Annotated in this window: 26 protein-coding genes, 2 pseudogenes and 1 riboswitch; of the genes and pseudogenes, 17 read left to right on the top strand and 11 right to left on the bottom strand. The window is 56.6% G+C overall.

The features are described from left to right. Positions 1 to 18: 18 nt before the first annotated feature. The 5 genes from ACFSO0_RS03805 to sspK form a co-directional block, all read right to left on the bottom strand. Positions 19 to 1,359: a hemolysin family protein gene (locus tag ACFSO0_RS03805; RefSeq protein ID WP_376876554.1), complete on the bottom strand. Its 1,341-nt coding sequence runs from the start codon at positions 1,357 to 1,359 to the stop codon at positions 19 to 21. Positions 1,360 to 1,576: 217 nt separating this feature from the next. Next, complete coding sequence (locus ACFSO0_RS03810; protein WP_376876557.1) at positions 1,577 to 2,701, bottom strand: site-2 protease family protein; 1,125 nt, start codon at positions 2,699 to 2,701, stop codon at positions 1,577 to 1,579. An 85-nt stretch (positions 2,702 to 2,786) separates the two neighbouring features. Beyond that, on the bottom strand, positions 2,787 to 3,086 hold the full coding sequence (locus ACFSO0_RS03815; protein ID WP_376876560.1) for an iron-sulfur cluster biosynthesis family protein: 300 nt from the start codon (positions 3,084 to 3,086) through the stop codon (positions 2,787 to 2,789). 98 nt (positions 3,087 to 3,184) lie between these two features. Continuing rightward, the gene (locus ACFSO0_RS03820) at positions 3,185 to 3,538 is read right to left on the bottom strand and encodes a DUF3905 domain-containing protein (RefSeq protein ID WP_376876563.1); all 354 of its coding nucleotides are present in this window, start codon (positions 3,536 to 3,538) and stop codon (positions 3,185 to 3,187) included. A 153-nt stretch (positions 3,539 to 3,691) separates the two neighbouring features. Further along, positions 3,692 to 3,823 (bottom strand): small acid-soluble spore protein K, encoded by a 132-nt coding sequence (sspK, locus tag ACFSO0_RS03825; RefSeq protein WP_003391014.1) that lies wholly within the window; start codon positions 3,821 to 3,823, stop codon positions 3,692 to 3,694. 98 nt (positions 3,824 to 3,921) lie between these two features. Here sspK and ACFSO0_RS03830 point away from each other — a divergent pair, with 98 nt between their 5' ends. From ACFSO0_RS03830 to ACFSO0_RS03895, 14 genes and pseudogenes are all read left to right on the top strand, one after another. Beyond that, positions 3,922 to 4,197 carry a YqkE family protein gene (locus tag ACFSO0_RS03830; protein WP_376876567.1) on the top strand — a complete coding sequence of 92 codons (276 nt, stop codon included), beginning with the start codon at positions 3,922 to 3,924 and terminating at the stop codon, positions 4,195 to 4,197. After that, positions 4,197 to 4,346, top strand: a complete 150-nt coding sequence (locus ACFSO0_RS03835) for a hypothetical protein (protein ID WP_376876570.1) — start codon at positions 4,197 to 4,199, stop codon at positions 4,344 to 4,346. The genes ACFSO0_RS03830 and ACFSO0_RS03835 overlap by 1 nt, the downstream gene beginning before the upstream one ends. A 50-nt stretch (positions 4,347 to 4,396) precedes the next feature. Further along, positions 4,397 to 4,573 carry a hypothetical protein gene (locus ACFSO0_RS03840; protein WP_376876573.1) on the top strand — a complete coding sequence of 59 codons (177 nt, stop codon included), beginning with the start codon at positions 4,397 to 4,399 and terminating at the stop codon, positions 4,571 to 4,573. Between the two features lie 163 nt (positions 4,574 to 4,736). After that, complete coding sequence (locus ACFSO0_RS03845) at positions 4,737 to 5,690, top strand: aldo/keto reductase (protein WP_376876576.1); 954 nt, start codon at positions 4,737 to 4,739, stop codon at positions 5,688 to 5,690. A 152-nt stretch (positions 5,691 to 5,842) separates the two neighbouring features. Further along, positions 5,843 to 7,192: pseudogene (locus tag ACFSO0_RS03850) on the top strand (glucose-6-phosphate isomerase); the annotation flags it as partial. A 15-nt stretch (positions 7,193 to 7,207) separates the two neighbouring features. Then, on the top strand, positions 7,208 to 7,432 hold the full coding sequence (locus ACFSO0_RS03855; RefSeq protein ID WP_376876917.1) for an excisionase family DNA-binding protein: 225 nt from the start codon (positions 7,208 to 7,210) through the stop codon (positions 7,430 to 7,432). A 102-nt stretch (positions 7,433 to 7,534) separates the two neighbouring features. Next, positions 7,535 to 7,647, top strand: a riboswitch (TPP riboswitch). A 125-nt stretch (positions 7,648 to 7,772) separates the two neighbouring features. Continuing rightward, positions 7,773 to 8,876 (top strand): glycine oxidase ThiO, encoded by a 1,104-nt coding sequence (gene thiO, locus ACFSO0_RS03860; RefSeq protein WP_376876579.1) that lies wholly within the window; start codon positions 7,773 to 7,775, stop codon positions 8,874 to 8,876. Between the two features lie 115 nt (positions 8,877 to 8,991). Further along, positions 8,992 to 9,792 carry an LSm family protein gene (locus ACFSO0_RS03865; RefSeq protein ID WP_376876582.1) on the top strand — a complete coding sequence of 267 codons (801 nt, stop codon included), beginning with the start codon at positions 8,992 to 8,994 and terminating at the stop codon, positions 9,790 to 9,792. 144 nt (positions 9,793 to 9,936) lie between these two features. Next, positions 9,937 to 10,335, top strand: coding sequence for a YugN family protein (locus ACFSO0_RS03870; protein ID WP_376876585.1), 399 nt, complete (start codon positions 9,937 to 9,939; stop codon positions 10,333 to 10,335). A gap of 562 nt (positions 10,336 to 10,897) precedes the next feature. Then, positions 10,898 to 11,125 (top strand): annotated as a pseudogene (locus ACFSO0_RS03875) (type II toxin-antitoxin system RelE/ParE family toxin); the annotation flags it as partial. 26 nt (positions 11,126 to 11,151) lie between these two features. Further along, on the top strand, positions 11,152 to 11,463 hold the full coding sequence (locus ACFSO0_RS03880) for a helix-turn-helix domain-containing protein (RefSeq protein ID WP_376876588.1): 312 nt from the start codon (positions 11,152 to 11,154) through the stop codon (positions 11,461 to 11,463). 234 nt (positions 11,464 to 11,697) lie between these two features. After that, positions 11,698 to 12,498 (top strand): NAD kinase, encoded by an 801-nt coding sequence (locus tag ACFSO0_RS03885; protein WP_376876591.1) that lies wholly within the window; start codon positions 11,698 to 11,700, stop codon positions 12,496 to 12,498. Positions 12,499 to 12,519: 21 nt separating this feature from the next. Then, entirely contained in the window at positions 12,520 to 13,245 is a 726-nt protein-coding gene (locus tag ACFSO0_RS03890; protein ID WP_376876594.1) for an MOSC domain-containing protein, read from the top strand. 155 nt (positions 13,246 to 13,400) lie between these two features. Then, positions 13,401 to 13,880, top strand: coding sequence for a YbaK/EbsC family protein (locus tag ACFSO0_RS03895; protein ID WP_376876597.1), 480 nt, complete (start codon positions 13,401 to 13,403; stop codon positions 13,878 to 13,880). A gap of 171 nt (positions 13,881 to 14,051) precedes the next feature. On the opposite strand, the gene ACFSO0_RS03900 is transcribed toward ACFSO0_RS03895, so the two are convergent. The 5 genes from ACFSO0_RS03900 to ACFSO0_RS03920 form a co-directional block, all read right to left on the bottom strand. Then, the gene (locus ACFSO0_RS03900; protein ID WP_376876600.1) at positions 14,052 to 14,786 is read right to left on the bottom strand and encodes an exonuclease domain-containing protein; all 735 of its coding nucleotides are present in this window, start codon (positions 14,784 to 14,786) and stop codon (positions 14,052 to 14,054) included. Positions 14,787 to 14,798: 12 nt separating this feature from the next. Further along, positions 14,799 to 15,959, bottom strand: a complete 1,161-nt coding sequence (locus ACFSO0_RS03905; protein ID WP_376876920.1) for a DUF294 nucleotidyltransferase-like domain-containing protein — start codon at positions 15,957 to 15,959, stop codon at positions 14,799 to 14,801. After that, positions 15,862 to 17,196 (bottom strand): ammonium transporter, encoded by a 1,335-nt coding sequence (locus tag ACFSO0_RS03910; protein WP_376876602.1) that lies wholly within the window; start codon positions 17,194 to 17,196, stop codon positions 15,862 to 15,864. The genes ACFSO0_RS03905 and ACFSO0_RS03910 overlap by 98 nt, the downstream gene beginning before the upstream one ends. A gap of 188 nt (positions 17,197 to 17,384) precedes the next feature. Next, positions 17,385 to 18,626 carry an MFS transporter gene (locus tag ACFSO0_RS03915; RefSeq protein ID WP_376876605.1) on the bottom strand — a complete coding sequence of 414 codons (1,242 nt, stop codon included), beginning with the start codon at positions 18,624 to 18,626 and terminating at the stop codon, positions 17,385 to 17,387. Positions 18,627 to 18,814: 188 nt separating this feature from the next. Continuing rightward, positions 18,815 to 18,967, bottom strand: coding sequence for a hypothetical protein (locus tag ACFSO0_RS03920; protein ID WP_376876608.1), 153 nt, complete (start codon positions 18,965 to 18,967; stop codon positions 18,815 to 18,817). Positions 18,968 to 19,146: 179 nt separating this feature from the next. On the opposite strand from ACFSO0_RS03920, the gene ACFSO0_RS03925 reads away from it, so the two are divergent. Further along, positions 19,147 to 19,494 carry a toprim domain-containing protein gene (locus ACFSO0_RS03925; RefSeq protein WP_376876611.1) on the top strand — a complete coding sequence of 116 codons (348 nt, stop codon included), beginning with the start codon at positions 19,147 to 19,149 and terminating at the stop codon, positions 19,492 to 19,494. 73 nt (positions 19,495 to 19,567) lie between these two features. Beyond that, on the top strand, positions 19,568 to 19,774 hold the full coding sequence (locus ACFSO0_RS03930) for a hypothetical protein (protein WP_376876614.1): 207 nt from the start codon (positions 19,568 to 19,570) through the stop codon (positions 19,772 to 19,774). A gap of 46 nt (positions 19,775 to 19,820) precedes the next feature. Here the strand turns inward: ACFSO0_RS03930 and ACFSO0_RS03935 are convergent, their stop codons facing one another. After that, complete coding sequence (locus ACFSO0_RS03935; RefSeq protein ID WP_376876617.1) at positions 19,821 to 20,600, bottom strand: undecaprenyl-diphosphate phosphatase; 780 nt, start codon at positions 20,598 to 20,600, stop codon at positions 19,821 to 19,823. A gap of 188 nt (positions 20,601 to 20,788) precedes the next feature. Between ACFSO0_RS03935 and ACFSO0_RS03940 the strand changes: the two genes are divergently transcribed. Next, positions 20,789 to 21,700: a CvfB family protein gene (locus ACFSO0_RS03940; protein WP_376876620.1), complete on the top strand. Its 912-nt coding sequence runs from the start codon at positions 20,789 to 20,791 to the stop codon at positions 21,698 to 21,700. Positions 21,701 to 21,916 lie beyond the last annotated feature (216 nt).

Below are 21,916 nucleotides of genomic sequence, written 5' to 3' on the forward strand. Positions count from 1 at the left end.
TGTTTTTTGCTTTCGCGGTTACGATACGGTCTGCAGCTCTTCGGAAGCCTCTTCTTCCTGGGGAGGCAAGGGCGTGATCAGGACGCGGGTCACGCGGTGATTGTCCATTTGCTTGACGGTGAACAGGTAGCTCTCCCATTCGACAAAGGCACCGACGGCAATCTCTTCCTCCAGCTGGCTGTACAACCAGCCCCCGATCGTGTCCACATCTTCCGACTCCAACTCAAACGGCAGATGGTCGTTCAGATCGGCGAGGGTCAGCATACCGGACACGGAGAGACCGTTCTCCACTTTTTCGATTTCCGGGAGTTCTTCGTCAAATTCGTCCTGAATGTCGCCGACGATTTCTTCCAGGATGTCTTCCATCGTCACCAGACCCGCCGTCCCGCCGTACTCGTCGATGACGATAGCCAGCTGCGAACGTTTTTTCTGCATCAGGCGCAGGACGGTGCTGATCTCCATTGTCTCCGGAACGGTCAGCACCGGACGGAGCAGTTTTGCCAGATCGGCTTGGCCGTCTTGCAGGGCGGACAGGTAAAAATCAGTCGCATGGACAAACCCGATGATGTTGTCCTTGTCATCGTCCGCAACAGGAAAACGGGTGTGTCGCTGGGTGCGGATGATTTCCAGGTTTTCCTCAAACGTATTCGAGGTATATAAGCAAACCATATCGATGCGCGGGATCATCGTCTCCCGGGCCAAGGTTTCGGAAAAGTCAAAGACGTGCTCCACCAGAGCGAGCTCGGTCTGGTCGATATGGCCGCTTTGGTGGCTCTGGTTCACCAAAATGCGGATTTCTTCTTCCGTATGCGCGGCTTCATGCTCCGACACCGGCTCCAGTCCCAGTCGTTTCATGAGCGCGTTGGCGGTTCCGTTCAAAAACCAGATCGCCGGATAGAATAATTTATGGAAAAACATTAATGGCGCAGCAACCCACAGCGAAGTCGCTTCCGCTTTCTGAATAGCCAGTGATTTCGGAGCCAGTTCACCCAGTACGATGTGCAGGAACGTGATGATCGCAAAGGCGACACCGAGCGAGATGGCAGAGACCGCGTAATCAGGAAGTCCCGTCGAGCCCAGAAGCGGTTCCACGATCATGTGGGCGATGGCCGGTTCCCCGACCCAACCGAGACCCAGCGACGCCAGGGTAATCCCGACCTGGCAGGCAGACATGTACGCATCCAGCTTTTGCGTTACTTTTTGGGCAAAGGCGGCTCGTTTGTTCCCTTCATTGACCAACTGGATCAGGCGGGTTTGCCGGACTTTGACGAGAGCAAACTCTGCGGCCACGAAAAAGCCGTTCAGAAAGACAAGAAATACGACAAGCAAAAGGTCGAGCACTATCGGAACGCTATCCAAGAAAATAGTCATCCTCTCTGGAATGTTATGAATGTATACTTCCTATTTTACAGGGTTTTCCGGCTGCCGACAAAGGCGATAATTTTCCGTGATGGGTGCTGATGCCTTGTTGCCATACAAGAGCGTCGGTCAGATAACCATATCGCGCGTTTTTGCGGCCTTAGAAGGTCACAGATGGTCAAACGCCGTCCGGCGGCAGTGGCCGGACGGCTGCGGTTCAGAACGGGCCTGCGCCGAGAATATGCTGTCCGTACACGAAAAAGCCGGACAGCACTGCGGCAAGGCCAAGGTAGGCCACAAGCACCTTCCACTTGGTCGAAGCAGGAGCCGTATAGTACGTGGTCAGCCGATGCATCTGTTCATCGACCTCCGCCAGCCGCTGCAACGCTTTTTGCTTCGCTTCGGCCAAGACTTCCGACGGCGCGGGCTGGAAGGGATCTCCGCTCGGGAACAGGACGGGCTCGCGCTCCCACTCCCTGAACAAATCCCACTTCCGGTACAGGTACACTTTGTCGAGACGCAGGCGGTCGCGCTTGAAGCGCTTGTTGTCCTGCAGGAAAGGGACGAGCAAGCCCTGGGGCGGCACGGCTTTCTCGAGGCGGCTGATTTCCTCGCCGAGCTGCATGCGCTTGTTCCAGGACGACTCGAGCTGCGGCCATTGTCCGATCTCGTCCAGAAAGTCGTTCAGATGCGTCCGTTCATACTGGAGCACCTGATGCAGATAGTCTTCGCGCATCCGTTTCCACCACGTAATCAGCCCGAAGATGAAGATAAGCACCAGGATCGGGCTGGGCCGTGCAAACAGCATGAAGCCGAGTCCTGCCAGGCCGAAGAACCAGATTTTGGTCGACAGGACCGAGACGATGCGCCCGCCGTCCAGCGGCGAGACGGGCAGCAGGTTGAACAGGTTGGTCAAGGCCCCAAGGTAAATGACCAGCGCCCAGAATGGATCATGCGTCCACCAATAGAGCGGCAGCGCGGGCAGGAAGGCGATCGTCCCGGCGAGTGGGCCGCCGTAGGCGAGGTACGCTTCCGTACTGGCGTCTCTGGGCGTGTCCTTCATGGAGATGAAGGCGCCGGCGAACGGGATAAAGACGGCAGGAGATGTGGCGATTCCTTTGCGTTTGGCGGCGATCAAATGCCCCATCTCATGGACGAAGATCAGATAGACGAGTGCAAGGGCGAATTTCCAGCCGTAAAAGACAGCGTACGCCCACAAGCTGATGACCATGGAAAGCAAGGTCGCACCGAATTTGGAAAACTTCAGAATACCCAGAAGCCATTTCAGGTTGGTCAGCAAAAAGGCACCGATGGCCAAGAGGACCGAACGGCTTTTATTCATTCCAGGTTCCTCCCATACGTCATGGCGGTCATTGATTTATACGGCGATCCCCGGAAAAAGTTTCCTGACAGGGGAAGCCTCCGGGCTAGTCTTCCAGGCGGGGATTGGAAAAGGAAAAGCCGTATTCGCCAAAAGCGGGATTGTAGGTCAAATGGCCGCCGTCGAAGTACCAAAAATCGGTCGGGCGTATGACGAAGCGCAGCCCTTCCACGTCAAAGACGGCATCGCCTTCCGCAAGCGCGTCCTTTTCGATGGCGTAGAACATGCCGCCGGTGCCGGGGCCGCTCGTCCGAACGTACAGGCGCAGGACATCGCCCGGCTGAAATTCGGCGTAGCGGCGATAGGCGAGAGCGAATGCGGGTTCGATCTGTAACGTGATACTCATGGGTATGCTCCTCTCTTCTTATTAACGCCCATTGTACCACAAACGAAAAGCCCATCCGGCAGTGAAGCGGTGCCGAATGGGCTGCTGCGAAGGCGGCGTCAATCCTTGCCTTTGCTCACGTCATGGGTCGGATGCATAAAGCGGGCGCCGTCTGGCTGTTCGTCCTCCAGCAGTTCCCGGTTTTCGTACGTGTTCCAGCCGATGTCGTTCGTCGGATGCACCCACTGGTCTCCGGCCATGATGGCGGGATCGGTCTGCGTGCTCCAGTTGTTGAGCGGCGACTGTGGCGAATTGTACTGGCTGTCTCCGATCACGACGCCAAATCCGTTGACGAACGGCTTCTGGATCGAGCGGGAAGAATGCTTGAAATCCGGCGCGCTGATTTGATGCGGCAGCGTGCCGTCGATCGAGATGTCGTCGGTTTCCTTCTTTTCCTGTTTGTCATTGTCCATCCATAGGACCTCCTTTGTGGGCAGGCTTCCCTCGTTTTAAGATGCTGCAAGCGCATCCCCCTTATACCAGTGCGGCTGCCCATTTGCCGGGGAGCACCATCAGGAAAAACCGCCGGGTCCCATAGGATCGGCGGCTTGGTCTGTTTTGCGGGTCTAACGGTTTTCTTTTAACCGCTCTTGTGGTTCACTATTAATGGAGCCGTCAGATCGGACAGCTTCGGACTGGGCTTTGGGCCCGCGGATTTCGGCGGTTTTTCCAAAGTCTTTTGCCTTGTTACGTACCATGTCATTCCCTCCTCTTTGATGTCGGATGGAGTTAGTATGACCAACCGCCGGCCATTGAATGAGGGCATTATAAGGAACAGGAAAGGAATGGAACACAGATGGCGAAAAAGCAGCAACGCAAGCCGCAGCGCACGTCTTCGGAGAGTGCGGGGGCCACTGAGGTCAAAAGCGGGATTAGCCTGAAGGAAATGCTGAATGAAAGCGCGCTTGGCAAATTGAAGCAGCTGGAAAAAGATATGAAAGCGGAAAGCGAGCGGCAGGCGCAGGAAGCGGCGGAGAAGAAACGGCGCGAGCAGGAAGAGCGGGAAAAGAACAAAAGCTTTGCCGAACTGCTCGAGGAATACGACAAAAAAGGCAAAGGAAAGTACAGCTGATGCGTGATGGACGGCAGAACGAGAGGCCGGATACGTCCAAAAACGGCATGATGAAAAGGCGCGAGCTGAGTGTCAGGGACGAGTCGGTCAAGCAGCGCGGACGCGCGGTCGTAAACAGGCTGGGCAAAAAGGATGTGCCGAAGGAGTGATTTTTTTTCCTTCCCTCCCATATAGCTAGGAGAGGGAAAGGAGGGAGATCATGGGGACAATCCTGCTCCTGATCAGTCTCCTCTGTGTGGCCGTGGGCACCTGGAAGCTGATCGGCATTTACAAGACAGGCAAGGCAGACAGCAAGCCTGTTTGGTGGACGGTTGCGAGCGCTGGTATTGTGCTGTTTTTTCTGTTGAAGCTGATGACGGATACGTTTCCGACGTAAGCAGGCACCTGCAGCTGTAGCTGGCGGGTGCCTGTTTTTTACTTTTCATGCCTGCCCGGCAGCGTCCCCGGCACTTCTTTTCACGAGTCCAGCGCTGGGATGCCATTTACGGAAGGGGCCAGGGAGTGGTAAAACATCTGTAGATGCAAAAGGAGGAGACACCATGAAATATCGCCAGCTCGGGAAAGACGGCCCCATGATCTCGGTGATCGGCTTTGGCTCGTGGGCGATCGGCGGAGCCAACTGGGAGATGTCCTGGGGAGAGCAGGACGACCGGGTGTCGATGGAAAGTGTACGCGCTGCGCTTGATGCCGGGATCACCTTTTTTGATACCGCTCCCGTCTACGGTCTGGGACATGCCGAGGAGCTGATCGGCAAGGCGCTGGGGAAGGACCGCCAGAGGGTCGTGCTGGCGACCAAGTGCGGGTACTTGTGGGACGAGGAGCGCCGCCTTGTCAAAAACGGCACGTACGCTTCCATCATGCGGGAAGCAGAAGCCTCCCTGCGCCGGCTGGGAACCGATACGATTGATTTGTACCAGATGCACTATCCCGATACGGACGCGCAGGCTCCTGCGGAAGAAACGATGCGGGCGATGGAGCGGCTCGTCCAGGACGGAAAGGTGCGCTATATCGGACTGTGCAATTACAACATTCCGCTGCTCGAACAGTCGCTTGCCGTCCGCCATGTGGACTCGCTGCAGCCGCCGTACTCCATCCTGGTGCCGCAGGCGGAGCGGGAGCTTTTGCCTTTCTGCCTGGAGCGTGGCATCGGGGTCGTAGCGTACAGCCCGCTCGCTTCCGGACTGTTGTCGGGCAAGTATACGTACGGCTCCACGTTTGCGGAAACGGACTGGCGCTCCCGCCACAAGGCGTATACGGGCGAGGCGCTGAAACGAAACATCGACCGGGTTGAGAAATTGAAGAGCATCGCCGCTCGTCTGGACATCACCGTCGCCCAGCTCGCGATTGCCTATGTGCTGGCGCATCCGGCGTTGACCAGCGCGATCGTCGGCGCGCGGAGGCCCGATCATGTCGAAAGCATCCTGCCTGCTGCCGACGTGGAGCTGGACCAGGAGACGCTGGCAGAGATACGCGCTGTCGCGGCGAGATCGTGAAGAAAGCTGCCTTGCGAAGCGTGTCGAAAAAATGGCTTCTGTATCGAAAAAATTTTATTTAAGTCGCAATTTGTCATGTTTTGACGGATTGTACTTTCCGCCGTTTAGCCGTGATAAGATAAGGAAAAAATGACGTTCCTGGGAGGGGAGCCATGAACCAAGCGATCCGTTTTGATTACTCCAATGCTCTTGCTTTTGTCAAACCACATGAATGGGAGCTGCTCGCTCCGGCGATTGGACAAGCGCATGAGATGCTGCACAGGAAAACAGGACCAGGCAGAGAGTTTCTCGGGTGGGTAGACTTGCCCGAACTGTACGATCGTGCCGAGTACCAGCGGATTCGGACAGCGGCAGCACGTATTCAGTCTGATTCAGATGTGCTTTTGGTGATTGGAATCGGAGGTTCATATCTGGGGGCAAAAGCCGTACTGGACATTTTGGGGCACAGCTTCTACAATCTGCTGCCCAAATCCAAACGGCGCACCCCGGAAATTTATTTTGTAGGCAACAACATCAGCCCGGTCTACGTTTCGCACTTGATGGACGTGCTGGAGGACAAGGAAGTGTCGATCAACGTCATTTCCAAATCCGGGACAACTACAGAGCCGGCAATTGCTTTTCGACTGTTCCGCGACTGGCTGGTTCGCAAGTACGGGCGAGAAGGCGCGAGGAAACGCATCTACGTCACGACAGACCGGGCGCGGGGGGCGCTGAAAAGGCTCGCGGATGAAGAAGGATATGAGACTTTCGTCATCCCGGACGACGTGGGGGGTCGATACTCGGTGCTGACTCCCGTGGGACTTTTGCCGATCGCAGTCAGCGGGGCGGATCTGGACGCGCTCATGCAGGGTGCGGCAGATGCCCGGCGGCGCTACATGCAGCAGGATCTGGCGGAAAACGAGTGCTACCAGTATGCGGCGATTCGCAACGTCTTGTACCGAAAAGGCAAGACGGTCGAGCTTCTGGTCAGCTACGAGCCGCAATTCCGCTACTTCTCGGAATGGTGGAAGCAGCTTTTCGGCGAATCGGAAGGCAAGGACGGAAAAGGTATTTTTCCGGCGTCCGCCGAGTTTTCGACCGACTTGCACTCGCTTGGCCAGTACATACAGGATGGCATGCGGCAATTGTTTGAGACTGTCATCTCGGTGAGAACGCCGTCTGTGGACGTAACCGTGCAGGAAGACCCGGCCGATGTGGACGGATTGAATTTTCTGACGGGCAAGCAGATGGGTTTTGTCAATAAAAAGGCTTTTGAAGGAACGGTATTGGCCCATGTGGATGGCGGCGTCCCGAACCTTCTGGTGGAAATTCCCAAGGCGACAGCCTACCATCTGGGCGCCCTGATCTACTTCTTTGAAAAGGCGTGCGGGATCAGCGGCTATTTACTCGGCGTCAATCCGTTCGACCAGCCGGGAGTAGAAGCGTACAAGGAGAACATGTTTGCCTTGCTGGGCAAGCCAGGCTACGAACGGCAGAAAGCGGAACTGGAGGCCAGATTGAAAGAGAACAAGACGTATTTGACCGTCGAAGAGACGGCAGAGTATCTCGAACTGCCGGTGACGTTCATTTTGGAAAAGATCAAGGAAGGACGAATCCGGGCGTTGCACGACGGCAACGAGTACATCATCAACAAGCATCAGTTCCAGCACCATCTGGAGGAGTTGCGCAGGCTGCGGGAGTATGAGGAAACAGCCCGCCATGAGACCGTACCGGAAAGCTACGACGTGAAAGACGAGGACTGATTCCCGTTCATTCATCCTTCGGGCGAGGCCCGTACCAAGGTTTTTTTGCTTGCCAGACGCTCCGAACGAGGACTATACTTGTCAATGAAAATGACATAACAAGAAAGCAACTTGGGGAGTCCTTCATGCGGGGCTGAGAGGATGGCAGCGACGACCATCGACCCATTGCACCTGATCCGGATCATGCCGGCGCAGGGAAGTGGTTGCGAGCCAGCAGCGCTTTTGTCTTTGGTCATATGCGTATGAGCCCACCGTTTCCTGCGAGGAAGCGGCGGGCTTTTTCATTTCTGCGCTTCAAGTAAGTTTTCGCATCCGGTGAGGGAGAGAAGGAGAGAGAACGATGAGTGATTGTCTGGTTGTGGGCGGAGGTATCATTGGGCTTAGTTTGGCGTATGAGCTGTCGCGGCGGGGGATGGCCGTCACGCTGGTCGAGCAGGGAGAGTGGGGCGGTCAGGCATCTTCGGCTGCGGCCGGGATGCTGGCTCCGCTGAAAGAATTCGCATCGCCGGGCCCGATGGTGGACCTTGGGATGGAATCGCTGCGCCTGTATCCGCAATGGGCGCAGGAGCTGGAGGAGGTCACGGCGGGAGATGTACAGCTAAGTCTGGAGGGGCTCGTCACCGTCGCCCTCGATGAGCAGGAAAGCGAGGAACTGCGGGCAAAGTACCTGTGGCAAAAAGAAGCGGGTCACGATGTCCACTGGGTGAACGGTAAAGAGCTGCGGGAAGTGGAGCCGCTTTTGACCGAACGCGCGGTGGCAGGCATCTACTCGCCAGGGGAAGGGCATATCAACAACAGGCTGTTGCTGCGCTCCCTCGTCACGGCTTGCCGCTTGCAGGGAGTGACGCTGCTTTCGGGCTGCGTCGTCAGCGGCATCGCGGCAGAAGGCGGGCGCGTCGTCGGCGTCGAGACGTCGTCCGGGCCGATCCGCGCAGGGCACACGGTAATCGCCTCCGGTGCGTGGGCGGGCATCATGATGAAAATGCTCGATGTCGCCATTCCGGTGCGGCCGGTGCGCGGGCAGATTGCAGCCGTCTCCTCTGAGGGCATCCCGCTGCGGACGGTCATTTTCGGCAAGTCCGGTTACATTACGCCGAAAAAGGACGGCAAGATCGTCATCGGCGCGACAGAGGACGAGAGCGGCTTCCAGCGCGAAGTCACCCTGGCCGGTCTTGCCAGCATTTTTCAGGGAGTGATGCCGTACGTACCGGCCTTGCATGCGGCAGCGTTTCTGGAAGCGTGGGGAGGACTGCGCCCCGCAACCGCCGACGGAAGGCCGCTGCTCGGTCCTGTTCCGGGCTGGGAAGGACTCTCGCTTGCCGGGGGACATTTCCGCAACGGAATCTTGCTGTCGCCGGTCACTGCCAAGCGAATGGCCGATTATCTGGAAAGCGGCGAGAGCGGCCAGATCGCACCGTTCCTGCCCAGCCGCTTCCTGTCTTGACCCTGTCTGCGGCGGATGATTGAGAAAATGGGCTAGTCACACATGCAAAGCGGAACACCTCCCCATAGGCTTTTGTATATGGTAGTAAAGAAACACCAGAAGGGGAGGAGTTTCCATGCAGTCTGAGGAGGAGAAAAACCTTTATCAGATCGACGGGCAGACCGTCAGCCTGATCAAGGATATTCGCCATAATGTGCACAACGTCATCAAGGATCATCTCGAGAAAAAAGTACGCATTGAAGCGATCGACGGGCAAATATTTGAAGGTGTGATAGTCGACTACGACGACCAGAACGTGTATGTCGAAGTCGAAGATCCGGACGCAGAGATAGATGATCTGGAGGTAGAGGAGGTCGCCAGCCGCCAGCCATACGGGGGAGACTGGGGAGGAGGCTATCCCGGGTGGAATCCGTACGGCGGCCCTAGTCCATATGGCGATATTAGCCCGTTTTCCGGAGGGACTCCCTACCAGGGCTTCGGACCGTTTGGCAGCAGCAGCTATCCCTACGGGCAGATGAATCCGTACGGGCCATTTGGGGCAGGGCCGTTCGGGAGCAGCAGTAACCCGTATGGACAGTTCGGTCCCTTTGGGAGCAGCAGCGCGCCGGGCTATCCCCAGCAAAATGAGAATGCGCCGTTCAGCCAGGTCAGTCCGTACACCGATCACAACTACCCGACGCAGGTGAGCCCGTTTGGCGGGCAAAATCCGTACTTCTCGCCGTTTCCGCCATTTTCGCCGTTCCCGCAGCCGATGCCGTGCATTCCTTTCTTTCCGCCGCCACCGCCACCACCGCCGCCTGTGGGACCGCAAGCAGCCGTCATCATCCCGCCCAGAAGGAGACGCCGCCCGTGCCGGAGAGGACGCAAAATCATCCCGCTGGCGCTGTTTACGCTGCTCACCATCGCTTTGCTCTAAACCCCATCGACAGCAAGTCTTCCGCGAGCCTTTGCACGGTGCGAAAGACTTGCTGTTTTTTTGCGCGATCGGGTGCAAGCTGTGAGTACAACCGGCTGATTTGTCGCACACTACAATCAGAATCTGGAAAGGCAGGGATAGGCGATGAGGCCGATAAAAAGCAGCTTGCCGGGCACCCGAGGGACGTTCGGCTATTTTCGTGCAGCACTCCAGCCGTACTTCACCCTGGCGAATTGGGATTATGAGCAAGGCTATTTTGACCGCGCGCTGGATGACCGGAACATGGTGTATCTGCGCTTGCCGATCAAAGTGCTGCAGGGCGAACTGGACAGCCCGGATGCGTGGATTGAGCTGGGAGAGCCTTTTGTGCTGCGGCATGTGTACCAGACGGGGGTGGAAGAGGACATCGGCTATTACGAGCCGCTCGCTTCCTCTGCGATGAACCAGTTTCAGGAGCCGCTGGACAAGGATGCCGAGGTAGACGAGCGCTGGCTGCGCAAGGCGGAAGCGATTGTCAAAGAGCTGGAGAATCGACTGGTGTAAGGGCGGGGTGTCTAACAAGTCCCGAAAGCAAGGAGAACCGATGGAACGGCTGATTGTCCTTGCATACTGTTCCGCAGTAGTCGTTTGATTACGCAAAAAATCGCCCATTCTGAGTTGGTGGTGTGGTAACTTCCATATCTACAGGATGTGGCGATTTTTTGTGCCTATTTTTCACATTCCATAAAAACGGGGCGCCCAGCAGTCAGTTTACGCTGACTTTCTGGACAGCCCCTTATTGTTTGGGGAGAACAATTTCCATTTAGGGAGGAGTGCATATTAAGGAAAAGAAAGAGCGATTTAGCTTGGCAAAGTGAATGTACGGTCGTATTTTTGTCTCACTTTTGCATGATATATTGAAAGAATAACGGAGGCACTTTATCTGATATGAAACAATTGGAAATACAGGATGTTCAGTAATGTACATCTGATTTTGCAAAGCAAGTAGTATAAAAGTTACGTTGAAACAATCATCCGATAGATGAACCTTATGGGCGCTTCATTTTATAAGGAGGGAAGCATCATTGTAACTTAATATCAAAAGTGTTATAATGGTGCCAGTTATGTTCAAACATTTGGGCCTGCCTTATCCATGCCGGATGGAAGAAAATTGACTGGTGTTGGAGATCCGCCAATCTGGGAGAAGAACTACTACCGAATTTTCTGGACTCTCTGGCAAGGAAATGTGCTTATGCTGCACTGGATTCAAAAAGATACAGATAGGACACCGCCTCGTGACATCGCGAAAGCACAAAGGAATTATTGGGATTGGGTGCGTCGTTTTGGTGATTAACTACGAAACGAAGAGGGTGTGTTTCAATGAGAAAGAAAATCACATGGGATGATAAGAAAGCAGCATTGGACTTGCGATTTTCGCGTGAGGAACTGGAATTGATGGAGTATAAAGCGCACATCGCAAAAATTGTGGTGGAAAACCGATTGCGGCGCAATTGGTCACAAGCTGAATTGGCGCAGAAAGCTGGCTTGCATCAATCTCAAATCGCTCGCATTGAAAACGGCGAGCAGCTTCCAAATTCGCAAACGCTCGGAAAAATCGCCAAAGCTTTTGAAATGTCTGTGGGGTTCATTCCCAAGGATGAGGAAGCTGCAGGTGAAGCTGTATTTGCTTAATGAATCAAGTCACACGTTACTGAATGGATTCGGCTCCCAGGCATCGACCAGTTGGCCGCTTGAAGGGTTTTTACCATCTTGCGTCTATCTGGTCTTTTTTGTGGCCGCAGTACGGTTGAACGAGGGGAAGGCAAGGGGAGTTTCCATGCATCTGGCAATTAGCTATGGTATAGTGAGAAAAAAGAGAAGCGATTATGGCGCTCCTTGTGAAGATAAAAGTGAGGGCAGATCAGCATGAAGATTGCGACCGTACTGCGAAACGACGACTATACGAGAGAAGTCGAACAGCTCTTGAAAGAAAAGCTGGGAGCGGCGGCAGGGAGAACGTGCCGATTTGTGGGCGGACCGGACGACCATCCGGACATGGTTCTCTCGATCGGGGGGGATGGCACGCTGCTGGAGGCTGTGCACCAATACGGCATCGAGCCGTCCTACGTGGGAATCCACACGGGACATTTGGGCTTTTATGCCGACTGGAGACCGGACGAGCTGGACGAATTCGTGGAGAGGCTGGTGCAGCAGGAACCGGCCATCGTGGAGTATCCGACGGTGGCTTGCCGCATCACGATGCGGGACGGGACGGTCCACCACAAGTGGGCGCTGAACGAGCTGGTGCTGCGCAACGCCTCGTTGTCGACACTGGTGACGTGCGTCTACATCAACGGCGACGAGCTGGAGACATTTCGCGGCGACGGTTTGATCGTGTCGTCTCCGTCAGGCAGCACGGCATACAACAAGGCAGTGGACGGGGCGATCGTGCATCCGTCCATCGAGGCGATCCAGCTCTCGGAAATTGCGTCCATCAACAACCAGGCGTACCGGACGATCAACAGCTCGCTGGTCTTGCCGAAGCATCACGAAGTCGAGCTGATTGTCATGAATCCCCGGATCATGGTCGGACTGGACCGCGAGCAGGCTGTCTGGAAGGACGTTCGGTCCATTTCTTGCCGGGTCGGCCAGAAGAAAGTGAAGTTTGCCCGCTACAAGAAGCTGACGTTCTGGAGCCGTGTGCGCAATTCGTTTATAAAGGGATAGCGAGCGCAAAAAAAAGGAGGGATGCGGGTGAAACGAGTAGGGAGACTGGAGAGCATTTTTCGCCATCCGGTCAAGGCGATGCGCGGCGAGCAGCTGGCGGCGTGCGAGGTGGATGCTTTTGGCCTGTACGGCGACCGGGGCTACTATTTCCTTGACGAATCACGAAATGGTAAATACCTGAGTGCAGATGTCGTCCCCGCGCTGCTCGGGTACGCAGCCAGCTTTACGGATGAAAAGGCAGAAGGGGAGTATCCCGAGATTCGCGTCACAGACAGAGACGGCCATGTACATACGTGGGGCGATGCGCTGTTCGCTCATGTGGCGCAGACGGCGAAGCGTCCCGTGCAGCCTGGGAGAAGTACGCCGCAGGAGGGCGGGAAAAACTGGGAGGACCACATTCTACTGGTGACGGATGCGTCCTTGCGGGAGATCGCCCGCCTGATCGGCGAGGAGCAGCTCGATCCGCGCAGGTTCCGGGGCAATCTCGTCGTCGTGCTGGACGAAGACGAGCCGTTTGCGGAAGACCGCTGGATCGGCAAACAGATCCGCATCAATGATGTCGTGCTGCAGGTGAACCGACACTGCGAGCGCTGCATGTATGTCAACATCGACCCGGATACGCTGGGGATCAACCCGGCCGTCCTGAAAACGTGCGTGAAGCGGCACGACAACCGCTTTGGCGTATACGCTTCGGTCGTCACCTCGGGAATGCTGGCTGCAGGGGATGCCGTGTACGTTTCCGAATAGCGCGAGAGCAAACGAGAAAAACGGGCTGCCCCGACAAAGGACAGCCCGTTTTTATACAAACAGGAATTTGACAGAATGACGATTCGATAAAGGTGCGACGAGGCTGTGACAAAAAGGCTTGTCGCAGCCAGGTTTCCAGAAGGGGAGGAATGACGATGAAGACAAGTCCGTTGGAGAGAGTCGTGCATTATGTGCAGCAATACCAGCCGACGCTTGCGCCGCTGCTGTTTGCGCAGCCGCTGAAAACATCCGAACAGGCGGCGGAGGCACTGGGAGTGGAAATCGGCCAGATCGCCAAGTCGCTCCTGTTTCGCGCAGGCGAGCAGTACGCTTTGTTCGTGGCGGCGGGAGATGTCCGCATCCACGCCCGGCAAGTCAAGGCAGTCTTCGGTAGCGCAAAGGCCAAAATGGCTTCGCCGGAGGAGGTCGAGGCAGTGACGGGCTTTCAGGTAGGCGCGGTATGTCCGTTTGCCTTGCTGCAGGACGTGCCTGTCTACGTCGACCGTTCGCTGCAGCGGTTTTCCGTCGTGTATACGGCGGCAGGCATCGCGGAATCGCTGCTGCCAGTGACGTACGAGCAGTTGCTGCAAATGACGGGAGGCCAGGTCATCGATGCGGCAGCGGCAAGTGAGTAAAGCCGCAGTGCCAGTCACCTGAATGACGAGTCGCCTGTCCGCTCCGGCCGGCTCCCGGTGCGAAGCCGCTTGGCCAAGGCGTAATCCGGCATGCCACCGTGCTCGAAAGATGTTTGCACAAAAAAACCGTCCTGACTGAAATACAGACGGTTCAGCAGGGCGGGTCAACAATTACCGCAGCGCTTCATACACTTGCCGCAGATTGGAATAGCCGGCAGCCTGGGCCTTGAGCAAATACTTGCCCCACAGTGTCCCGGCAGCCACCGCATCGCAGTAGGCGTGATGCCGCCGCGAGATCGGGATGTCGTGCAGGGCGCACAGGGCATCCAGCGAGCCGTTGCCGATCGGATTGCGAAGCAGACGGATCAGCAGCATCGTGTCCAGCATCCGGTGCGTCAGCGGGCGGCGGCTGGTCTTCCACAAGCTTGCGCGGAAAAATTCGCGTTCGTGGCGGGAGTGGTGGGCGACCAGCGGACGATTGCCGACGAATCGGAAAAATTGGGACATGGCGAGCAACAGATCGGGAGCCGTGGCAACCATTTCATCCGTGATCCCGGTCAGGGTGCTGACATGCGGAGGGATGGAGCGTCCCGGATTGACCAGCGTATAAAAGGATTCTCCCGGCAGCAGCTGGTGGCCATTCATGGCAACCGCTCCGATGGAGATGATCGCATCGCCGTGGTCAGGGTAAAAGCCTGTCGTCTCCAGGTCGACGACGACGACCTTTAGATCGGCAAGTGGCATGTCGACACCCGATTCCTCATGGCGACGGTCCTTGTGCAGCGAGCGAAGATAGGCCAGATGGTGTTTGTCGCCCTCGTTGTGTCCGATGTTCCAGTCTCCCTGCACGCCGGCTGTATCGCGGTTTAAGTACCACAGACGTCCAAACAGATCCCATTTTGCCAAAGAAGTTCCCTCCTACCCCTCATAGACGGATGGGAGCTTTGCTGTCATCCGCTGCAGCCGTATGGCGAGCTTCATCGCGGTGCGCACCATGACGGTCGTATCGGGAGACAGTTCCCTTAGTTTGATGTAGCTGTTGCTGGTGTATTGTCCGTCCTCCCAATGGAGCGGAGCAATGAGCCGCAGCCCAAGCAATTGCCGGAAGTGGCTCTCTATATCGTCACAAAAGCCCTTTTCCCAGACGCCCTTCTCGCGCAGCAGGGACAGTCTCTCCAGCGTCGAGCTGCAATAAATGTTGTTGCAGAGGGCGAAGTGGCGAATGCAGTTGACGATCGGCAGGTAGACACCGTATTTCAGATTGATGGCTCCCCGGTATCGGCCGGTGACTTCCGGCAAAATGCGGCCGAACAGCCCAAGGGGAACGCGGTAATGCAAGGTGTTGCTGACCAGGCGTGTCAGCAGAAAGGCGTTATTTGCCAGCATCCCCCGAAAGTGGTCCAGGACGGGTTGGAAAATGGCCGACTCGCCGCAGAGCACGCGGGCGTCGCTGGCGAGCAGCAAGTAGCGGGCATTTTCCCAAGTGGGGTGAGAGGCCCAGCCGTCCAGACGTTCGATCCATTGTTCGACGCTGCCCCGCCACTTTTGGGAGAGGCAGGTCACATTGCCCTGGCAGGGTGGATAGCCAGTCTCCTCCAGCCCCTGAACGATCATCGCCCCCAACAGGTGAAAATAGCTGTGCGCTTTCTCTGTTTCGCTCTCATCGAGATGGTCGGGCAGCTTGTAGACCAGCCCGTTGTCCTGATCGCTGATGAGTGCCTGCTCATAGCGCCCGCCGCTGCCAAATTGCAGAAAGGCAAAAGGGGCGGGAGGTGTTCCCACGCCCCGTTTTGCCAGTTCATTGACAGCGAGCAGAACGCTTTGGCGAATGACGTTGTCGTGGATCAGGTTGACGACAATGGCATAAGGCGCCAGCTCGCCTGCGCGGTTCAACGTCCGGAGCGGCGCCGCATCCAGCAGCTCCTGCCGGATGGCGCACAGCTCGCGGAACGATTCGGCGCTGTAGATTCTGTCCCGTTGCTCAGGTGAGAGAGTGAGAGGCACTCGTTTTGGCAGTTGCAGCGGGTTGTACTCGTTCGGGTTGGAGAAGTTCCGGATAGCCGTATCCTCCGTGTTCACTAAGGTCAAGACCAACCACCTCTTCCTCTTCAGTCACGCGAAGACCAATCGCAGCTTTCAGAACAGACAGGATGATGTAAGAGATGACGAATACGTAGGCGATTGCGCCTGCCAGTCCGAGCGCCTGTACGCCCAGCTGGTGGAAGCCGCCGCCGTAGAACAGGCCGGGTCCGCCCACGCCTACTTTTTCAGCCAGCTCTGGTGTGGCGAACAGCCCTGTGGACAGCGTCCCCCAGATCCCGGCTATACCGTGTACGGAAAAGGCGAAGATCGGATCGTCGATGCCGATGCGGTCGAACCAGATGGAGGTGTAAAAGGTCAAAATTCCGGAAACGGCACCGATCAGGACAGCGGCCCACGGATCGACGAACGCGCAGGACGCGGTGATGGCGACGAGTGCGGCCAGTACGCCGTTCAGCATGCTCGGGATGTCCGCTTTCCCCATTACGATCCAGGAGATCGCCAATGCAGCGACTGCCCCTGCTGCTGTTGCGAGGTTGGTCGTCATGGCGACGTAACCGAAAAATCCGGAGGTGCTGCCGAGTGTGGAGCCTGCGTTAAAGCCGAACCAGCCCACCCACAGGAAGAGCACGCCAAGGACGGAATACACCTGGTTATGTCCGGGAATCAGGTTCGAGCTGCCGTCGCGATTGTATTTGCCAAGGCGAGGCTTCAGCAAAATCGTGGCGACCAGCGCGACGATGGCCCCCTGCAGATGGACGACTGTCGAACCGGCGAAGTCTTGCATGCCGAGCTGGGCCAGCCAACCGCCGCCCCATACCCAGTGCCCGACAACGGGATAAATCAGGACCGTAAACAGGACGCTGAAAACGAAGTAAACGGACAACTTGGCCCGCTCTGCGAAGCCGCCCCAGGCAATCGCGAGAGATACGGCGCAAAAGGCAAGTTGAAACAAAAAGAGAATAGAGATCGGGATACTCGTTGCGGAAAAAGCGGAAAAAGCGTCCTTGGAGTTGCCGTCAAAGAAAAATCCGGACAGTCCAAGGAAGGAGCTGCCGTCCCCGAACGTCAGGCCAAAGCCCAACGCCCAAAATGCGATTGAGCAGATCCCGAAAGTGAGGACAGTCTTGCCGGCGACGTGACCGGCGTTTTTCATGCGAGTCGATCCTGCCTCCAGGAGGGCAAAGCCTACTTGCATGAGGATGACCAGAATCGCGGATACCATCACCCACGTGGCATCAATGGCAGAAGAGAGTTGCGCTACAGTCGGTTCCATCCCATTCACTCCTTTTCATGTCAGTTATTCTGACACGTCTTATATTTATGTCAGATTATATGACGCGAAAAGTCGCTTTGCAATTATTTTTTTGTACTTTCAGAAACTTTCCTGCGTGAATGGGCGAAAGTGGAAAATGTAAGCGCAACCAACGTTCCTTGCAGCAAAAAGCACCACTCTCTCGCACGCTAGAGGTCGAGAGAGTGGTGCTTTGTGGTGTGGTTGCGTTTTTCTACAGCCAGGCCGACGACCGTCAGCAGCACCAGTGCCAATCCGCTGACGAGGAAGAGCCGTTCCACGGGCAGCTTGCCCAGCCAGAGCGCTCCCAGGCAGCTGGAGAGCATGCCGCAACAGGTGTACATGAGCATGTTGATGGCGTACACCTTCCCGACGTTCGCATCCGTCGCCTTTACTTGGATGGCCGTGACAGAAGGAATGCCGATGAGCGGTCCGCCTACTCCTGCGAGGGCAGCCCCGAGGAACGCGAGCCAGTGGAAGGCAGGTCCGCCTGTCAGCAGCAGAAATCCTGCTGCCTGCATCATCCAGCCGATGAGGACGACGAGCAGATGGCGGGTGTAGCAGGCGCGCGCCATGTACAGGCTCCCGAGCAGATTGCCGATGCCGTAGAAGCCCATCAGCATGGCCAGTGTGCTGCCGTTGCCCTGGTCCATGCGCTCGGCAAGAAACGGAAAGCCGACGTTGTATGTGACGAGCCAGACGAGGTACCCCAGATTGCCAAAGAGCAAGATGTAAAACAGGTCGCGAGTGTGGCGTAGCTCGCTCGCTCCGGTCGCGATGTCGCGTTTGTACTGTCCGAGCGTCAGCTTGCTGGCTGTACTGCCGCCCTTGCCCTTTAGCGAGTCGCGGATCGTCAACACAAAAAAGACCGAGACCAGGTAACTGGCCGCATTGGCAAAAAACAGGGCGGACAGCGGCACCGAGCCAGCAAGCAAGCCGATGGTCATCGGGGCCAGAATCCGAATGGAGCGAAAGGTGGTGTCCAAAATCCCGTTTGCACGGCCAAGCAGTTCCAGCGGGAGGATGCTCTTCAGCGCTACCGTACGCGCGGGTTGAAACAGGCTGGAAAATACGCCGAGCAAAAATTGTGCAGCCAAAAAGAAACCAAACTGCCCGACTCCGAAAGACGCCATGACGCCGACCGAGATGACCACGACGATCCGGGCGGCGTCCGTCCCTGCCATCAGCAGACGCGGGCTGTACCTGTCAGCCAGCACGCCTCCGGTCAAATAAAACATTAGTCCGGCCGCCATCTCCGGTATCGCGAGCAGGCTCAAGGCCGTTCCCGATTTGGTCGCCTGCAGCAAGTACCAGAGCAGTGCAAAGCTGTAGCATTGATCGCCGATGTTCGCCGTCAGCTGCGCCAGCCACAGCTTCAAAAAGGAGCTGTTTTTCCATAAAGTTGCATCCACTGCGAATCGCCCCATTCGGAAAAATTCAACAAAAAGATTTTTATTAAGATAGCGTAGCAAGGGCGACACGATATGTAAAGCTGTACAGGTGCAGCTGAATCTGCCGGATGGGGTCGTGCCGCCGAATCTCCTGCGCCGCGCCGGAAGCATGAAAAAAGAAGCCAAATGACGGCTTCCTATTCCGAGTGTTACATCGGCTTGGCCGGGTTTTGATTGCGCTGCTGCCGGGACGATCCCTGATTGTTTTCCGTATGCGTATCGTCTGCTGCGGTGCTGCTCGTCAAGCCCGTGACGGCCAGTCCTTTTTGGTTCAGGTTTTTGGCGTTTTTCCATTTGGCCATGGGAATCGCTCCTTTTCGTCGGTTCTCCTTTTTACTATGCCAAACAGGAGCCGCTCTACTCATCCAACTCTTGGCGAGGCGGGATGCTTCGGGGAACGGCCAGCTTCTGAAACAGGATGCTCCCGGTGCGGCTGGCATGTATACTACAAAGACAAGGAACCCAACAGGAGGGATGGGGAATGGGTGGTTGTGTCATCATCGTGGAAGGAAAGACGGACAAGGAGCGTTTGCTGCAAGTATTGGCGGAGCCTGTCACCATTCTCTGCACGTATGGGACGTACAGTCCGGAAAAGGGCGAGGAGCTGGTACGGAAAACGGAGGACGCCGAGGAAGTGTACATTTTCACGGACGAAGATGACAGCGGCAAAAAACTGCGGATGCATTTGATGGAAGAAATTCCGCACGCCATCCCTTTGCGCACGCAAAAGGCGTTCGCGGAAGTGGCGAATACGCCCTTGCCCGTGCTGGCAGAAATCATGGAACGCGCCGGACTTGCGGTCGCTTCGGGACTTCTCGATCGCGGCTGATCGACTCCGGAGGATAAAACACGAATTCATCGGCTATAACATAGGTAGATGGATTGGTGGAGGTGCAAGTGGATTGCGCAGTTTGATGAGCTTTTTCAATCGCATGAATGTCCTCGCGTGGCTGGCAGGCATCTGGATCGCGCACGCCCTGCTGTATTTGGCTTTGGGAACGGCGACCTGGCTGGGAACGTCCCTGTTGGCCGCTGCGTTTTACGGGATATTGATTCTGGTCGGGAAACTTGTGGCAAGCCGGTATCCAGACAAGGAAGAAAGCAAATAACAAGCCGGCGATCTGCAGCCGGCTTTCCTCTTGCGACAGCGAGCGCCTACCAGCCCAGCCATTGCAGGGCGAGAATAACGGCTCCGAGCATCCAGACGTAGATGGCAAAGCCTTTCATGGACCCGGTGCTGATGATTTTGAGCATCCAGCGAATGGCGACGTACCCGGCGAGGGCGGAACAGATCGTCCCGACGGTCATCGGGATGAGCAAGGACGTGTCTGCGGGAGACTTGGCGAGCTTGACAGACTGCAACGCGCAGGCCCCAAGGATGGCGGGCAAGGACAGCAAAAAGGAGAAGCGGGCGGCAGATGCTCGCTCGATGCCGCGCATGAGGGAGCCGGCAATCGTCAGCCCCGAGCGGGAGATGGCCGGGAGAATGGCGGCGCCTTGCAGCGTTCCGATGAGCAGCGCATCCGTGTAGCTGATCTGCTCGAAGGTGCGGTTGCCCCGGCGCATGGATTCTACGCCCCACAAGATGGCCCCGGTCGCGAGAAACTCCCAGCCGATCGTGATGCCTGTCCGTGAAATTTCTTCAAAATAGTCTTCAAACAAAAGGCCGATCACAGCGGTCGGAATCGTCCCGACGACGAGCAGCCGCGTCAGTCTGCTGAACGGGTGGGTCAGGATGTACGAGATTTGCGGCCAGAAGACGATGACGACAGCGATCAGCGTCCCGAAATGCAGCATGGTGTCGAACAGCAGGCCGGCTTCCTGCAGCCCGAACAGCTTGCGAAACAGGACGAGATGGCCCGTGCTGGAAATGGGCAAAAATTCGGTCAGGCCCTGGACGATCCCCAGAAACATATGCTCAAGCAAAAGCAGCATCGCGAACGGTCACTCCCAACGTCAGAATTATGGAAGAATGGCGCAAAGCATGAGCCACTGCCTAATCTCATGTGTATGTCCACTCGCACGAGACTTGCCGACGCGGTGGAAAAAAGTTGTGGTATTTTCACCTGTTTGCCGGGTATAGTTAGTGTGCATGAATGGACGAGAGTGAGGAATGGGTTACGATGTACAAAGGGAAAAAACAAGTGCGGACGAGCACGCCTGCACCGACTCATTTGCAGGCAGGGGATACCCTTACGATGACGGTGTTCCGCAAAACGGAGATCGGCTATTTTTTGCGCGCGGGCAAGGATGAAGTGTTCTTGCACAGGAACGAAGCGCACGGGCCGCTGGATCTGGAAGAGGAAGTGGACGTGTTTCTGTATCACGACCATGAAAACAGGCTGGCGGCGACGATGGACCTTCCCTACGTCGGGATGGGGGAGTACGGCTGGCTGGAAGTCGTGGACCTCTCCTCGCGCATGGGCGTGTTTCTGGACAACGGGATTCAGAAGCATCTGCTTGTGTTCATCGACGATCTGCCCAAGCTCCGCGACGAATGGCCCCGTCCCGGCGATCGCCTGCTGGTGACGCTGAAGCGGGACAAGCAGGGAAGGCTGCTGGCAAAGCCGGTCACCGAGCAGGAAGTGGTCCAAATTTCCGTCCCGGCCGACGCGAGCATGAAGAACAAACACGTCGAAGGCACCGTTTACAAGGTCATTGCGGCCGGAGCGTTTTTGCTGACGGAGGACGATCATATCCTGTTTATTCACCGCGATGAAATGACCGAGCGGATGCGGCTCGGCCAGACCGTTCGCTGCCGCGTCAGCTACGTGCGCGAGGATGGCCGGTTGAACGGCTCCATGCGCGAGCGCAAGGAACGGCAGTACGAGGAAGATGCGGACAAGCTGCTGCGCTATATGCTCAACCGCGACGGCGCGATGCCGTATACCGACCAGACGGATGCAGACATCATCCGCGAGAAATTCCAGATGAGCAAGTCCAGCTTCAAGCGGGCCTTGGGCAAGCTGATGAAGGAGCGCCGGGTCGAGCAGGTCGACGGCTGGACGAAAGTGATCCGGAATCAGGACGTTTAGGCGAAGCGAAAATCCCTTCCATACGCGGCAGCTCCGAACCAAAGACCGCGCAGGGAGGGATTTTTTTACTGGTTTGTCCGATCGCGGCAATCGGGCTTTTTGGCCTCGCTCGGGCTGACCGACATAATTTCCTGATGGTCCTCTCACGGAGTCCAGACAACGAACAGATTATGCAGTTGCTTTTGGTGAGAGCCAGCAAATGTGGTAAGATATCAC

The sequence above is a fragment of the Brevibacillus sp. GCM10020057 genome (assembly GCF_042683565.1).
Taxonomy (GTDB): Bacteria; Bacillota; Bacilli; order Brevibacillales; family Brevibacillaceae; genus Brevibacillus.